At 39.5% G+C, this 14897-nt stretch carries 17 protein-coding genes and 1 pseudogene; 13 read left to right on the top strand and 5 right to left on the bottom strand.

Translation table 11 applies throughout. The features are described from left to right. Positions 1-177 precede the first annotated feature (177 nt). A pseudogene (locus tag CRI9333_RS28440) lies at positions 178-249 on the top strand (type II toxin-antitoxin system RelE/ParE family toxin); the annotation flags it as partial. A gap of 68 nt (positions 250-317) precedes the next feature. Here CRI9333_RS28440 and CRI9333_RS22295 read toward each other — a convergent pair. Continuing rightward, positions 318-887, bottom strand: a complete 570-nt coding sequence (locus CRI9333_RS22295; RefSeq protein WP_015205420.1) for a Uma2 family endonuclease — start codon at positions 885-887, stop codon at positions 318-320. Between the two features lie 303 nt (positions 888-1190). Between CRI9333_RS22295 and CRI9333_RS22290 the strand changes: the two genes are divergently transcribed. The 3 genes from CRI9333_RS22290 to CRI9333_RS22275 all read left to right on the top strand — a co-directional run bounded on the left by CRI9333_RS22290 (position 1191) and on the right by CRI9333_RS22275 (position 2426). Further along, positions 1191-1388, top strand: coding sequence for a chlorophyll a/b-binding protein (locus CRI9333_RS22290; RefSeq protein ID WP_015205419.1), 198 nt, complete (start codon positions 1191-1193; stop codon positions 1386-1388). A gap of 376 nt (positions 1389-1764) precedes the next feature. Then, positions 1765-2004: a hypothetical protein gene (locus CRI9333_RS22280; protein ID WP_015205418.1), complete on the top strand. Its 240-nt coding sequence runs from the start codon at positions 1765-1767 to the stop codon at positions 2002-2004. A gap of 2 nt (positions 2005-2006) precedes the next feature. Next, the gene (locus tag CRI9333_RS22275) at positions 2007-2426 is read left to right on the top strand and encodes a type II toxin-antitoxin system VapC family toxin (RefSeq protein WP_015205417.1); all 420 of its coding nucleotides are present in this window, start codon (positions 2007-2009) and stop codon (positions 2424-2426) included. A gap of 108 nt (positions 2427-2534) precedes the next feature. On the opposite strand, the gene uvrB is transcribed toward CRI9333_RS22275, so the two are convergent. After that, positions 2535-4532: an excinuclease ABC subunit UvrB gene (gene uvrB / locus CRI9333_RS22270; protein ID WP_015205416.1), complete on the bottom strand. Its 1998-nt coding sequence runs from the start codon at positions 4530-4532 to the stop codon at positions 2535-2537. A gap of 51 nt (positions 4533-4583) precedes the next feature. Beyond that, complete coding sequence (locus tag CRI9333_RS27475) at positions 4584-4739, bottom strand: hypothetical protein (protein ID WP_015205415.1); 156 nt, start codon at positions 4737-4739, stop codon at positions 4584-4586. Positions 4740-4780: 41 nt separating this feature from the next. On the opposite strand from CRI9333_RS27475, the gene CRI9333_RS22265 reads away from it, so the two are divergent. The 5 genes from CRI9333_RS22265 to CRI9333_RS22245 all read left to right on the top strand — a co-directional run bounded on the left by CRI9333_RS22265 (position 4781) and on the right by CRI9333_RS22245 (position 8317). Continuing rightward, positions 4781-5905 carry an RNA-guided endonuclease InsQ/TnpB family protein gene (locus tag CRI9333_RS22265; protein WP_015205414.1) on the top strand — a complete coding sequence of 375 codons (1125 nt, stop codon included), beginning with the start codon at positions 4781-4783 and terminating at the stop codon, positions 5903-5905. 389 nt (positions 5906-6294) lie between these two features. After that, the gene (locus CRI9333_RS22260; protein ID WP_015205413.1) at positions 6295-6633 is read left to right on the top strand and encodes a hypothetical protein; all 339 of its coding nucleotides are present in this window, start codon (positions 6295-6297) and stop codon (positions 6631-6633) included. Between the two features lie 291 nt (positions 6634-6924). Then, on the top strand, positions 6925-7107 hold the full coding sequence (locus CRI9333_RS22255) for a CsbD family protein (protein ID WP_015205412.1): 183 nt from the start codon (positions 6925-6927) through the stop codon (positions 7105-7107). Between the two features lie 131 nt (positions 7108-7238). After that, positions 7239-7679, top strand: a complete 441-nt coding sequence (locus CRI9333_RS22250) for a hypothetical protein (protein WP_015205411.1) — start codon at positions 7239-7241, stop codon at positions 7677-7679. Positions 7680-7792: 113 nt separating this feature from the next. Continuing rightward, entirely contained in the window at positions 7793-8317 is a 525-nt protein-coding gene (locus tag CRI9333_RS22245) for a hypothetical protein (protein WP_015205410.1), read from the top strand. A 212-nt stretch (positions 8318-8529) separates the two neighbouring features. Here the strand turns inward: CRI9333_RS22245 and rpe are convergent, their stop codons facing one another. After that, on the bottom strand, positions 8530-9237 hold the full coding sequence (gene rpe / locus CRI9333_RS22240; protein ID WP_015205409.1) for a ribulose-phosphate 3-epimerase: 708 nt from the start codon (positions 9235-9237) through the stop codon (positions 8530-8532). Between the two features lie 239 nt (positions 9238-9476). On the opposite strand from rpe, the gene CRI9333_RS22235 reads away from it, so the two are divergent. The 4 genes from CRI9333_RS22235 (at position 9477) to CRI9333_RS22220 (ending at position 13758) form a co-directional block, all read left to right on the top strand. Further along, positions 9477-11102 (top strand): S8 family serine peptidase, encoded by a 1626-nt coding sequence (locus CRI9333_RS22235; protein WP_015205408.1) that lies wholly within the window; start codon positions 9477-9479, stop codon positions 11100-11102. 104 nt (positions 11103-11206) lie between these two features. Next, positions 11207-11524: a hypothetical protein gene (locus CRI9333_RS22230; protein WP_015205407.1), complete on the top strand. Its 318-nt coding sequence runs from the start codon at positions 11207-11209 to the stop codon at positions 11522-11524. Positions 11525-11593: 69 nt separating this feature from the next. After that, entirely contained in the window at positions 11594-11965 is a 372-nt protein-coding gene (locus tag CRI9333_RS22225; RefSeq protein WP_015205406.1) for a hypothetical protein, read from the top strand. A 395-nt stretch (positions 11966-12360) separates the two neighbouring features. Beyond that, the gene (locus tag CRI9333_RS22220) at positions 12361-13758 is read left to right on the top strand and encodes an LCP family protein (protein WP_015205405.1); all 1398 of its coding nucleotides are present in this window, start codon (positions 12361-12363) and stop codon (positions 13756-13758) included. Between the two features lie 128 nt (positions 13759-13886). Here CRI9333_RS22220 and CRI9333_RS22215 read toward each other — a convergent pair whose 3' ends face one another. After that, the gene (locus CRI9333_RS22215; protein WP_015205404.1) at positions 13887-14792 is read right to left on the bottom strand and encodes an alpha/beta fold hydrolase; all 906 of its coding nucleotides are present in this window, start codon (positions 14790-14792) and stop codon (positions 13887-13889) included. Positions 14793-14897 lie beyond the last annotated feature (105 nt).

The raw sequence follows: 14897 nt of genomic DNA, 5'->3' as shown, positions 1-14897 counted from the left end.
ATTTTTGCAATAAAACTCACAAAATTATTTTTTTTGCTGATAGTTTGTTGTTTAAGGCTTAGTATAAATACCAGTATGTCATAGGGTTGTTTGCGATCGCGTTTGCGAAATGTATAACTTAGTGTATAAGATGTATAACTTCCACTTTTTCACCGATTTAAGGCGGATGAAGATTGAGTTGAAGTGATTTTAGTCGGTAAACGTAATAATGATGAGGTCTACAAGAAACTAGACCGTTTATTAGGATAATGCAGTGTGCGTGTATGTGCGATCGCGTAGCGTGCGCGTCAGCGCAATCGCATCTCTAGCCCTACCTTTTACCAAATTTTATTTAAATTTAATACAAATCCAGGTAACACATCTTCACCGTTGACAGTATCAGGAGAATTTAAAACTTCTACTTGTTGGTTTTGGCGATAAATTTCTACTTGTTTTGTTTGCGGATCAATTAACCAAGCTAAACGCACACCATTATCAATATATTCCTGCATTTTTTCGCGCAAAGTTTTAATTGCATCGCTACTAGAGCGTAATTCAATCACAAAATCAGGAGCTATAGGAGAAAATTCTGATTTTTTCTGAGTTTCAGTTAAACTGTTCCAACGTTCATTACTTACCCAACTAGCATCAGGAGAACGAACAGCACTATTAGGAAGAGTAAAACCTGTGGAGGAGTCGAAAACTATGCCTAAATTTGTGCGATCGTTCCAGTTCCATAATTGAGCATTTAACCGAGAATTTATTTGACCAGTCCAGGGGAATGTAGGGGGCATAATAATTACTTCTCCACTAGCAGTTAATTCTAGGCGCAAGTCTTGATTAGCTTGGCAGATTTCTAAAAATTGCTCTGGGGTAATTTTAGGGATAGCAATGGTAAAAGTATTCATCGGCTGATAATTTCTGCCTGTTTTAATACTTACATTATAGATATGGCTCAGTTTTACGACCAGAACAACCTATTAATTTAGAACCTAATCAACGCTATCTGACCGCAATCATTGCTGAAGACAACCAACCAGGAGATGCTTGGGATGGCATTATTGCTGCGATCGCTATTAATTTAGCAACTGGTCAAGGTGTACTTCACTTTTGGGGAATACTATAATCCCTCATGTTAGGGTTATTAACTTAATTACCCTGGTAATATTTTCAAGCTGTTGATAAAAAATTTGTTTTTTGGAGTTAATAAAATGGAATCTTTGCAAGAAAAGACAAAACAACCGTATACTGAAGCTGCAATTAATATTGAGCAAGGTTTTACACCTAATGCAGAGGTCTGGAATGGTCGCTTTGCAATGATTGGATTCGTTTCAATCCTCATTATTGAAGTATTAAGCGGACAAGGAATTGTTGACTTTTGGGGCAGTCTGCTAAGTCCTCTGTGGTAATTGTTTAAGTGGTTATCGGTGACTGGTAATTAGTAAAAATTATTTAATTATCAGCACTGGGAAATTTGATAAATTTAGCAATGTGTAGGGGCGGGTTGCAAAGTAAATTAAGTATTTACAGATATCTTGGTTAAACCCGTCCTTACTAAAAAATTAAGGTGCAGAGGATCTTCAAATTGATTCGGGATAACAGGCAAATTCAAGTTTTTCCCTGTTTATTGTTGTTCTATCTCTAGCAGTGTTTTAGCAACATCCTGAGCAATTTCGACAACCTCTTCTATGGTTGAACCTTCTGCCACTAATTCTGGCGATCGCACTTACACACACGCCATGCGATCGCTTAAAATAAAAAATATACTCAACATCAATATAATATATGTCTGCTAACGAACAATTAACTGCCATTTTTGATGGCTCAGTTTTACGACTAGAACAACCTATTAATTTAGAACCTAATAAACGCTATCTGATCGCAATCATTGCTGAAGACAACCAATCAGGAGATGCTTGGGATGTTTTAGAAAATTTAGCTGGTACTATTGAAGCACCCGAAGATTGGTCAAGCGAACATAATCATTATTTGTATGGAACAAATAAACAGCATTCTGAAGCTTGATTATGACTCCAGATAGACTGTTTTTGGATACCGCCTTTATTCAAGCATTGCTGAATTCTCGCGATCAGTATCATTTGCAAGCTAAAAAGTTATTACCTCGTGTAAAAAATGCTGATGAAGTTTGGATAACAGAAGCAATCTTAATTGAAGTTGGTAATGCTTTAAGTGCTTTTAATCGTAAAGCTGCTGTTCAATTCATCCAACAATGCTACCAAACACCTAATATCAAAGTGGTAAGTGTTGATAATCAACTTTTAAATAAAGCGTTACAACTCTATCAAAAGCGCCCTGATAAAACCTGGGGATTAACTGACTGTATCTCTTTCGTCGTCATGCAAGAGCAAAGTTTGATTTATGCAGCAACAGCCGATAAACACTTTATTCAAGCAGGATATCGTGCTTTATTGCTAGAAATAGATTAATGTTTGCATTTAATCGCCTCCAAGTTCTTACAAAGTGGCTCAACATTATAAACATATACAACTATTATTTCCCCTCCCTGTAAACGGGGAGGGGGTGGGGTTTTACAATTAACGCCCCAGCATCTTATCCCGCAAATGCTTAATGCGATCGCGCAATTTCGCCGCCTCCTCAAACTCTAACTTCTTCGCTGCATCCTTCATCTGCGCTTCTAACTGCGTAATTAACTGCGGAATTTGCTCTAAAGATAGCTCATCTGCTTGCTCAAAAACAGTTTCTAACTGTTGCGAATTCAATCGTCGCGACACATCTAAAAACGCCAGAATTGAATTACCAGATTTCTTAGCAATTGATTGCGGTGTAATATTGTGCATCCGGTTGTATGCAAACTGAATCCCCCGACGGCGATCAGTTTCATCAATTGCTTTAACCATACTATCGGTTAAATTATCAGCATATAAGATCGCTTGTCCGCGCACATGACGCGCCGCCCTACCAATAGTTTGAATTAGCGATCGCTCTGCACGCAAAAACCCCTCTTTATCCGCATCCAAAATCGCTACCAAAGATACCTCTGGTAAATCCAACCCTTCCCGCAACAAGTTAACCCCAATTAACACATCAAACTTACCATCACGCAAATCTTGCATAATCTCAATGCGTTCAATAGATTGAATTTCTGAGTGTAGATAGCGCACCTGCACTCCACGATCTTGCAAATATTCCGTGAGATCTTCCGCCATCCGCTTAGTTAAAGTGGTAATCAATACCCGTTCATTCAGTGCAACCCGTTCTTGAATTTCACTCAAAAGATCATCAATTTGTCCTTCCGTCGGACGCACAAATATTTCAGGATCAAGCACCCCAGTAGGACGAATTACCTGTTCTGCAACCCTTCCTTCTGATATTTCAATTTCCCAATTTCCAGGCGTTGCAGAGACAAATATACACTGATTTGCCTTATCCCAAAACTCCTCAGCTTTTAACGGGCGGTTATCAGCAGCACTAGGTAAGCGAAAACCATGCTCAATTAATACCCGCTTGCGCGACTGATCGCCGTTATACATTCCCCGAAGTTGTGGTATAGAAACGTGGGATTCATCTATTACTAACAACCAATCTTTAGGAAAATAATCAATCAAACATTCTGGCGATTCACCTGGAAGTCTTCCAGCTAAATGACGAGAATAATTTTCTACCCCGTTGCAATAACCTACTTCCTGCAATAACTCTAAATCATAGCGAGTACGCTGATCTATCCGTTGCGCCTCTAAAAGTTTACCAGCACTTTCTAGTTCTAAAATCCTCTGCTTAAGTTCTGCTTGAATTGCATTGCAAGCTTCTTCCAAGCGATCTTCTGGAGTGACAAAGTGACGCGCTGGATAAACATTTATTGCATCCAGACTTTGGATAATTTCCCCTGTGACTGGATCGACATAGCGAATTGCGTCAATTTCATCGCCAAAAAATTCTACTCGGATAATTCTATCTTCATAAGCGGGACCAATTTCTAAAACATCCCCCCGCACTCGAAAACGCCCTCTACCCAGATCTAGATCGTTGCGAGAGTATTGCACATTGGCTAAATCTCGCAGCAATGCACGTTGATCAACTTCCATTCCCACCCGAAACGGAATAGACGCTTTTAGGTATTCTGAAGGCATACCTAAACCGTAGATACAGCTAATTGATGCTACAACGATCACATCTTTACGTTCAAACAGCGATCGCGTCGCTGAATGTCGCAGCATATCTATTTCCTCATTAATCGAGGCGGTTTTCTCTATATATGTATCCGTAGTTGGAATATAAGCTTCTGGCTGATAGTAGTCGTAGTAACTAACAAAGTATTCAACCGCATTATTCGGGAAGAATTCCCGCAACTCATTACAAAGCTGTGCTGCTAAGGTTTTATTGTGGGCTAACACCAGCGTTGGCTTACCAATTTTTTCAATCACGGCAGCGATGGAGAAGGTTTTCCCCGTACCCGTCGCGCCCAGCAAAGTTTGAAAACGATTACCTGCTTGGAGATAAGAGGTAAGTTGTGCGATCGCTTGTGGTTGATCGCCTGTAGGTTGAAATGGAGCTTGCAGACGAAATTGCGTCATTAAATTGCGAATTTTGAATACAATAATTTTTTATTACCAGAAATTCTGGGTTTAAAGCCCCGCACTTTCAGGGCGGCTTTCTTCCTTAAGTTTGTCAATCCAATCTTCAATCATTTGAGTCATAGTTTTTTCCCTACTCTGCGCCACTCTCCTCAGTTTTTGCAGTCTCGAAGCAGATATTCGTAAGCTAAGTCTTTCTCTATTCATCTATCTACCCAATATCTAGCCAATTATGTTATAATACTAGCATGAAAACCTTGAAGTTTAAGTTGTACGGTCACAAGCGTAATAGATATCTCAAGCGCACAATTAATGCTGCTGGGGTAATCTACAACCATTGCATTGCACTTCACAAACGGTACTATCAGATGTGGGGCAAGCATTTGAACTGTGCTAAACTTCAGGCTCACGTTGCCAAACTGAGAAAGCGTAACCCCTTTTGGCAGTTGGTAGGTTCTCAAGCTGTACAAGATATTTGCCAACGGATTGATAAAGCATACCAACTATTTTTTAAACACCACAAATCATGTGTTAGACCACCAGGATTTAAGAAGGTTAAAAAATACAAATCTTTCACCCTAAAACAAGCTGGTTATAAATTTTTAAGTGGTAATAGGGTAAAAATTGGGAAGAAAGTTTATCAATTTTGGAAGTCGAGAGAGATAGAAGGGGAAATCAAAACTTTAACCATTAAGCGAACTCCATTAGGGGAATTGTTTATGGTTCTGGTTGTTGATGATTGTCCTAATCCTGAAATTAAATCCACGACTGGTAAAATAGCGGGGTTTGATTTTGGACTCAAGACATTTCTCACTTGCTCAGATGGATCTTTAATTGAGTCTCCCCAATTTTTTAAGCAATCCTTAAATGTCATCAAAAAAGCCAGTAAGAATCATTCCAAAAAGTTAAAAGGCTCATCTAACCGAGAACGAGCGAGAAAAAATCTAGTACGCAAGTATGAGGATATTTCTAATGCTAGGCGTGATTGGTTTTGGAAATTAGCACACGATTTAACTGATAAATTTGATGTGCTATGCTTTGAGACTTTAAATCTCAATGGAATGAAACGCATTTGGGGTAGAAAAGTATCAGATTTAGCTTTTTGTGAATTTCTACAAATCTTAGAATGGGTTGCCAAAAAGAAAGGTAAACAAGTTGTATTCGTGGATCAGTGGTATCCATCAAGTAAGACTTGTAACAGTTGCAATCATGTTTTAGAAAAACTGGATTTATCTATTAGAGAATGGCGTTGTCCGTCCTGTAAAACTGTAAATGGACGGGACGAAAACGCAGCTAAGAATATTTGTAGAGTTGGGGCATCAACTCTTAGGTTAGGCGATGTAAGACAGTCTCTGACTGCAATTGCTGTTTGAGCCTAGAATCCCCGTCCGTTAAGAGAGCGGGGAGTATGTCAATTCCCCAACACCAGAAATGGGGTTTGAGCTTCCAGGCGCTTGAGTATTAACACCTAGATAACTCCTCTCTATACTAATCAGCTACAACTCATCTTGCTTTCTGATTTTCCAAACTCTTAAGTATCGGATTACCGTATTTCTATTTTAATCTACTTACTTAAATTAACTTTATTTTTATTAAGATTTATTTAGGTTAAACTAGATATAGCAGAAATTAGCTGTTGGCAATTTTTATAGTCATTGGCTTTCTTTAGTTAACTCTTGAGAAGGATAAGTTAATCAGCCTTAGCAATACTATAGAATTGAGCATCAATATTAACGAAACTAATCAGGAGAAGATTACAAATATGAAAAGCAAAGCCCCAGTTAATAATTTGCCAATTAACCTAGAAGCCTCAGAAAGTACGACAAATACAGGGACAATGCAGCTTATTGAATCAAATCTTCTACCTAATAACCGTCCGATTGATGCAAGTAGCCTGATAATTCACGATACAGTTAATATGTCGGGAATGCGTCCAATTGGTAGTAATCAAAAAACTGCACAGATTGTTTCTTGGATAGATAACCGTCCTGTTTTTAGTAGTAATTTTGATGCTGATCAAACTCATTTAGGGTACGGAGGTCGCCCAATTGCATCAAACAGAGGTAACGATTTTGATGAAATGCTCGGTTATTTAGATTAAAAAAACTAATAATAATAAGCTTTTTATCATCCCGATTTATCTTAAATCGGGATTTTTAATTGTACACTATATACTTAAGTGTTTGCAGCATCTCTTAATTTTACTTAACAAGAGTTTTCAACCTTTAAGCATATATAAATAGAGATAAATATATTAATTTCTAATATATCTACCGACAGAAGGCTATCAGAAGATCTTTTGTTAAATTAGATACAGTTGAGCGAAGAAAGTTGATAAATATTTACTCAACATCTTCAAATTTGACATTATCTATAAATAGGAAAAATCATAATGAGCCTCGAAGATAAAGCCAAAGCAGCAGCTAAAAATATTGAAGGCAAAGCCCAAGAAGCACTTGGTAACGTAACTGGTGATCCTCAACATCAAGCTGAAGGACAAGCCAAACAAGGCGAAGCTACCGTGCGTAACGCTGGCGAAGATATCAAAGATAACATTAAGAAAGCACTTGACTAAGCCTAAGTAACTAGGTGGAGGCTAGATAGCTATAGGGCTATCCATAGCCTCTATTTTTATAGAATTTATTGCCATTTTCTATAACAGAAAACGAATTTCTTAATGAATCTAACTGTTTTGAGGATCACAATATGGGTTTAATGCAGCAAAGTCGCAAATTCTTAACAGCTTTAGTTTTGGTATTAGTTCTCACAATCACAACAGCCTGTGGTGGAGCTACCCAAGCTAAAACAAGTCCGGCTTTACCTAGTGTTAGTAGTGGCACAAGTTATCAAACTTTAGAACGCGGTAGTACCGCAGTAGGTCAAGATTTTGGTAATTGGGTTGTACAAACTGCTAAAGGTTTAGTTAAGGACGCTTACGTGCGTGATAACAACAAATTAGGAGTTGTAATTACGCCTCAAGTTCGCCCCAACGAAGTGCAAACTTTAGCAAAATCTTTGGTACAAGGATTCCATAAAAATTTCCCCAACCAAGATTTAAGCGTTTTAATGTATGCACCAGATAAGAAACTGATTTTGACAGCTAAATATGATGCTCAGTCAAATCAAGTTAACTATCAAGGCGCTTAGTTTCCTTTTTAGCAATCAGGTGAGCAAATACCAGCAAATTAAGCTTTAATTTGCTTCAAAAATTTTTCAAAGCAGACTTTTAACTAATTTTTTGAGTACCGGAGAATAAAAAAATGAGTAGCAGCGACCAATATAAACGTGAAATCATGAGTAATCTGGCTGGAGGTAATACCGAATCCTTGTCAGATGCACCAAGTGATCCAGCAGCAGAGTACCAAGACTTTGATGATTTTGCTCAACGCTCATCACGTGACGAACGTATACAATTATTCGGCAAGAATCTCCATCACGATAATATTTCCTCTGCTCAGATGGAGCCAGAATTACAACAAGCGATCGCCCAAATTAAACCACACGATCGCGATGATGTAGCCAAAGAATTTTTAAAGCGGTTGGGTGAAAGAGGAATGAGCGATCGCTCCTTAGAGCAAAGTTTATCACTCTCAACTCATCATGCAAGCCGGATGAGTGCAGATGATGTCAGCAAATTAGCTTCCTTTGTTTATCACAACCATCCCGACCTCTTCCGCGATGTATTAGCCGACAAACCAGCTATCCTCAAATTTGTTAGCCATCCCCTAGTCGCAGCCGTATTTGGAATTGCCGCCGCTAGATGGTTAGGTAGCCGTAAGGGATAGAAATCATCATCCCTGCATAATTGCAATAAAAAAAGGTGATCCAGATGCGATCGCCTTTTTTTAATTGCTATTTAAATATTGCTGACAAATCTTAGGTGTAGATCCCCCTAAATCCCCCTTAAGAAGGGGGACTTTTGCTAAATCCCCCCCTTAAAAAGGGGGGCTAGGGGGGATCGTAAGCTTCAAACTCTCAGTGAGTAAGTTCTTAAACCTTAAACAGTTGCTAATTCTGGTGTCGGACGCTTACTGTTACGGATATTAGTAATTGCCTCAGCATAATCCTTAGCATTGAAAACAGCCGAACCAGCTACAATCGCATTCGCTCCAGCTTCTAAAACTTGCCAAGTATTATTAGCCTTCAAACCGCCATCAACCTCAATCCAAGGATCAAGTCCACGCTCATCACACATCTGACGCAACTTGCGAATTTTTGGAATAACCGTAGGAATAAAGCTTTGACCCCCAAACCCAGGGTTAACGCTCATAATCAAGACCAAATCGCAAACTTCGATCACATACTCAATCAACTCTAAAGGAGTAGAAGGATTGAGCACAACACCAGCTTGCTTACCTAGTTCCTTAATTTGGCAAAGAGTGCGGTGCAAGTGAGGAGAAGCATTATGTTCAGCGTGAACTGAGATAATATCTGCACCTGCTTTAGCAAAATCTTCCACATACTTTTCTGGTTCCACAATCATCAAGTGGACATCCAAAGGTTTTTTGGTAACAGGGCGAATGGCATCGACAATCAGGGGACCAATCGTGATATTAGGGACAAACCTGCCATCCATTACATCAACGTGAATCCAATCAGCGCCAGCAGCATCAATTTCTCGAATTTGCTCTCCCAGTCTGCTAAAGTCTGCTGATAGGATTGATGGAGCAATCACAATGGGCTTTTGGGATGGGGTTTGGGTCATAGCTAATAATCCTTTTTGCGTCCTGCTTTGGTAATAATTTTAACAAATTTAACAAAATATAAAGAAAGTGCTGAAAAAATTAAACAAAGCTTCTTGCTCCCTCCCCTTATTAAGGGGAGGGTTGGGGAGGGGTAAATCTAGATGCAAACTGCTATAAAACTGATGTTCTTATCGCCATATCCCCCTGCATTGCTGATTCCACCGTTAAACTATTAAAAATAGTTGTGGAGTATACTTCCTTGGCGCAGCAGCTTATTACAAAAAGATTTAAATCAATTTTCTACGCTTTGGCTGCCTCATGTTTAACGACACCAGCTTTAGCTTTACCAAGTTCATTAGGGTCAGCAGGAATTGACGCGCTCAAACTACAAGCTGCTCCCTATAACTTGACAGGTCGTAAAATTGCCATTGGTCAAGTAGAAATCGGTCGCCCTGGATATTTTGGTTTAGACAAGACAGCTTCTCCTAATCTGTGGCTATCACTGGCGCGAGTCTTTTATCGTGATACTCCAGCCAAATCAAATTCAGAAGTTGATGGTCACGCTTCTATGGTAGCAGGGGTGATGGTTAGTAATGACAAAGCAATACCTGGCGTAGCACCAAAGGCACTTTTGTATTCTTCTGCTGTTGGTTCACCTAAAACCAGTGGTCAACCAGAAGAATGTTTAGCCACGCAATATGTCGCACAACAAAATGGGGGAGATTTGCGGGCAATTAACTTTAGTTTTGGTGAACCACTAGATACAGATACTAAAGCTAGAGCGGTTTTAGATGGTAAGGCTTTACTGACACAATGCGTTGATTGGTCAGCACGAGTTCACGATGTGGTTTATGTAGTTGCTGGTAATCAGGGTAAAGGTGGTATTCCTATCCCTACTGACAACTTCAATGCTGTGAATGTTGCCTATACAACTCGTCGGGATAGTTTGTTTACTAAAGTAGATTTTCCTAATTTAAGTGATACGCCAGTCGGGGTCGCTCGACCCTTACTCGATCGCGAAATTAATGTGGGTGGTAGGCGTTCTATTAGTATACTTGCCCCTGGAGCTAATCTGAATTTATATGATTTGAAGGGTAAAGTTACTCGTGTCAGTGGCACCAGTTTTGCTGCACCTCATGTTACAGGGTCTGTAGCTTTACTACAAGAATTTGGTGATAGACAGTTGAAATCGCGTCAGCCACGCTGGAGTACAGATGCTCGTCGTCACGAAGTGATGAAAGCTGTGTTGCTCAATTCTGCTGAAAAAATTCAAGATGCTGGCGATGGTTTGCGACTAGGAATGAGCCGCACTATTTTGGCTAAAAATAATACTAATTGGTTAGATTCCGATGCTTATAAAGACCCTAAAATACCACTACATTATCAAATGGGCGCTGGACAGTTAAATGTTTTCCGAGCATACCAACAATTTAGCCCTGGTAAGTGGTCTGGAACCGCGCCAACGGGTGACAATAAAGGGGTAGCTCCGATTGCTTGGGATTACAGCAGTGTCAAGGCATCTAATTATCAAGATTATGTGTTAGAGCAACCATTACAGCAAGGTAGTTTTGTTTCAATTACGCTGGCTTGGGATCGTAAGGTAGAGTTAAAGGATAGTAATAAAAATGGGCAGTACGATATTGGAGAAGGTTTTAGCGATCGCGGTTTAAATAACCTCGATATTTACCTGATGCGTGCAGAAGATAATGATACTAGCAAAAGTATTTGGTCATCCCAAAGCGATGTTGATAGTGTAGAACACATCTTCCATAAAATTCCGGCTAATGGTCGCTATAAAATTCGCGTTCAGTTTCGTCAACGAGTTAATGATGATACTCAACCTTATGCCTTAGCTTGGTGGAGTATACCAGTTAAAAATAAGTAAAGATTGGTTAATTAACCACAGATCAACACAGATGCACACAGATGTAATAATTGGTTTTTATAAGCAGTATACTGATTCATGCCAAAAATAATCGGGTAAAATTAATGTCATTTGATCAACAAAACCTCGAAGCATTTATTGAATTGTTAAGCAATAAGCGATCGCTCTTTTCTAGCCAAGACCGTTCTGACTTAGCTCAATTAATTTCTCCCATCCCTGACGATATCGAAAAACTGTCCGAAGCGATCGCGTCTTGGTATCAAAAACATCCCAAAATACTTGATGCTCAATTAGACATGATTAATAATTTATATAATAGTAATGTCATCTATTACCGAGTGACAGAAAATATTAATCAGCCAGAAGTTGAAATTAACAAGGAAAAACTCAAAAAGGCTATTCAGTTAAACGTTAACCAATAACTAAGTCGATGGCTGTAAATAAACTTAACATGGATGCTGTTAATTAATAATTGTTAAACATTCATAAATATGAACAAAGTTGACCCGTTAGAAAATCAATACATTAATCGTTTACAGTTGTTTCTATATCTTGTGCCTGTGGTGGGATTTTTCCCCGCATTGTGGACACTATATCGACGTGAAGGCAATAAGGAACAATTGGCAGTGAGTCGTTTAGCAGTAACACTAGCGATCGCCTGGTTATCTGCATATACCTTATTAGGCACTGGAGCGCAAGTTTCAGAAATATTTACACTACGCCTATTAATTATTAATAGCTTGCTTACCTCTGGCTATTTTATAGTTTGCTTATCATTGATGGTGCAATTGCTGCAAGGTAAGTCTGTACGTTTACCTGGGTTCAGTAGTTTTGCTGAACGAGTAGTTCGCCGACACCTATGATAAGTGCCTGCTTACCTCTGAGTTCAATGAATGTAGAGACGTATTATGGTACGTCTCTACAAAGGTAAGCATTCCGCTATGAGATCGATGTTGACTCCAGTATTGCTATCAGCTTTTTGGGAATCATACTTTTAAGCCAAAAACTCAGAAAGGGCGAAAATTTCAATCCTATTTGGCTGTTGTACAGGCTGATCAAGCTATACTGCACACGGTAACAAATTGCGCGTAGGGGCGGTCATTGGTTATAGGTCATAGACTAATTACTAATGCAGACTTGAAAATCCAAAGCTCAATTTATGACCACACCCGTATAACCAAGATCAGTTTTTAGGGAAACCTAAATAACATTCGCTCCTTATAGCTTTCTAAGAGGCATTTTGTGTGTGAGGAAGTCAGTGCCAGATCAAAAAAATCCTAAAAAACGCGCTAATCGTGCGATCGCCAAACCAGATAATAAACAAGTTACTAAAAGAAAGCAGATACAATTACTCTGGCTAGGGTTGGGATTAACCGGAGTGGCAATGATTTCTGCAACTGCGGGAGCGTTGTTAGCAGTATCCCTTGCCAGTACACCCTTAATGCATCAAAAACTTAGTGCTGAAGAACAAGCTGTTTTTGATGGCGATAGCTTCTCGAAAGGCAACATGAAATTGCCAGAAGTTACCCGTCCCGTGAATATCTTAATTTCGGGAATTAAAGTAACCGCTTCAGATTTGAAGAACCCTGCCCCAACAGCGCACAACTTGGGTTACGATGCACTGGTTAATTCCTTCGATGGTATGGCAGATACAATGCTGCTGCTACGCTTTGATCCAGAGAAAAAAAAGATCAGCGTTCTCTCTATTCCTAGAGATACCCGCATAGTCATGGATGGGCATGGTGTCCAAAAAATTAATGCAGCTAATGTCATAGGTGGGCCAGCAGTAGCAGCAAAAGAGGTAAGTAACCTACTCGAAGGTGTCGCCATTGACCGCTATATCAGAATTAACGTTCAGGGTGTGGAAAAACTAATTGACGCTTTGGGTGGTGTCACAGTTTATGTACCAAAGGACATGAAGTATCAAGATGATTCTCAGCACCTCTACATTAATCTTAAACAGGGAAAACAGCATCTTAACGGTGATCAGGCATTGCAACTATTACGCTTTCGCTATGACCAAAATGGCGATATTGGACGAATTCAGCGACAGCAAATGGTGATGCGTGCGTTAATGGAGCAAACCCTTAACCCTACAATTTTGACTCGCGTACCGAAAATTCTTGCCGTAATTCAGTCACATCTTGACACTAACTTAAGCGTAGAAGAACTGGCGGCATTAGTAGGTTTTGGGATACGGACAGATCGTCAACAGGTAAAAATGTTGATGCTGCCTGGAGAGGCGAATGGAAACGGTCGTCATAGCATCAGTTACTGGTTGCCAAATCGCAGTCGGCTCAAAACATTGATGGCTAAGTACTTTGACCAAGGATCTAGCGATCGCGAATTAGTTGATACAAGTAAAGTACGAGTGACAATTCAAGATAGTACAGGCGATAATCAGGCTGTTAATTCTTTAGTTCGTACACTTGAGACAGCAGGTTATCGCAGAATTACTATTGATAAAAGTTTGCCTGAATCATTGAGCGTGACGCAAATCATAGCGCAGCAGGGAGATGAGGATTCAGCTAAACAGGTTTATAGTTCTTTAGGCTTTGGAGATGTAAGTGTAGAAACTTCCGGCACTCTTTATTCTGATGTAACAATTAAATTAGGTCTAGACTGGCTACAAAAACAATTAACAATTAACAATTAACAATTAACAATTAACAATTAACAATTAACAATTAACAATTAACAATTAACAATTAACAATTAACAATTAACAATTAACAATTAACTGTTGGCAGTTGACAGGCATAATAACAATACTGAGAAGTTGTTTTAACAACTAAGTGATTTGATCCAATCTTGTAAAAGCGGGTTAACCAACTCAGGCGCTTCGTCCTGGGGACAATGACCTACACCTTCTATGGGGATGAACTTTTGAACTTGCGGAAATTTAGCCAACTCTTTCCCTAGCGCGATCGGTTCCCAAGGGTCTTCTGTTCCCCATAACATAATTGCTGGACAGCGTAATGCAGGTAATAAATCTTCCGCTAATGGTCCTTGGGAATAGCGGGTAAAAGCTAAAAATACTTCCACAGCACCAATATCAGCAGCAGGTGCCATAATTAAATCAATTAGTTCTTCTGTTACAGCATCAGGATGTTTGTATGCCTGTAACAAAATTTTCCGCACTACTTTTGGTTTAGCAAGTTGGTTAAAAAATAACTGTCCAACCCACTTAACTGTGAATACTTGTTGTAAGAGGGGCGCACTATAGCGGCGATACCAAGGTAAAGATGCACGTTTGCGGTCATGCAGAAGCCGTAGAGAACAGTTAAGCATCGCTACCCCCAAGGCGATATCTGGATGATCAACTGCGGCTTGCATAGCTACAATACAGCCAATAGAATTACCAACCAAAAAAGCTGCACCACCAACAACTTCTTCGCAAAAATCCGCTATTTGCTCAGCCCAAGTTTCAAAGGTGTAATTAATTTCAATACCAGGGGTAGGTTTAGCTGAACCACCAAATCCGATTAAATCAATTGCATAGCAGCGACAGTTTTCAGCAAGTACAGGGATATTTTTGCGCCAATGTCCCAATGATGCCCCAAACCCATGTATTAGGACAACTGCTTGCCCAGTATCGCCTTGAACTTGGTAACAAATTGGATATCCTTTCCAAATCCAAGTTTGAGTAGTCGTGCCGTTGTTGGTGGATGCGCTAAAAGATGGTGTCATGATTAAGAGAGATGTTTTTAATTACTAAACTATCGTGTCTACAATTTGTATTTTTCGCTCTGGCTGTTGACAGTTAACGCTCAACCCTTAACCAAAGTGTAAAAA

This window comes from Crinalium epipsammum PCC 9333, assembly GCF_000317495.1.
GTDB lineage: Bacteria > Cyanobacteriota > Cyanobacteriia > Cyanobacteriales > PCC-9333 > Crinalium > Crinalium epipsammum.
Note: the sequence above shows the minus strand (reverse complement) of the source record. Positions and strands in the feature narration are given on the sequence as shown.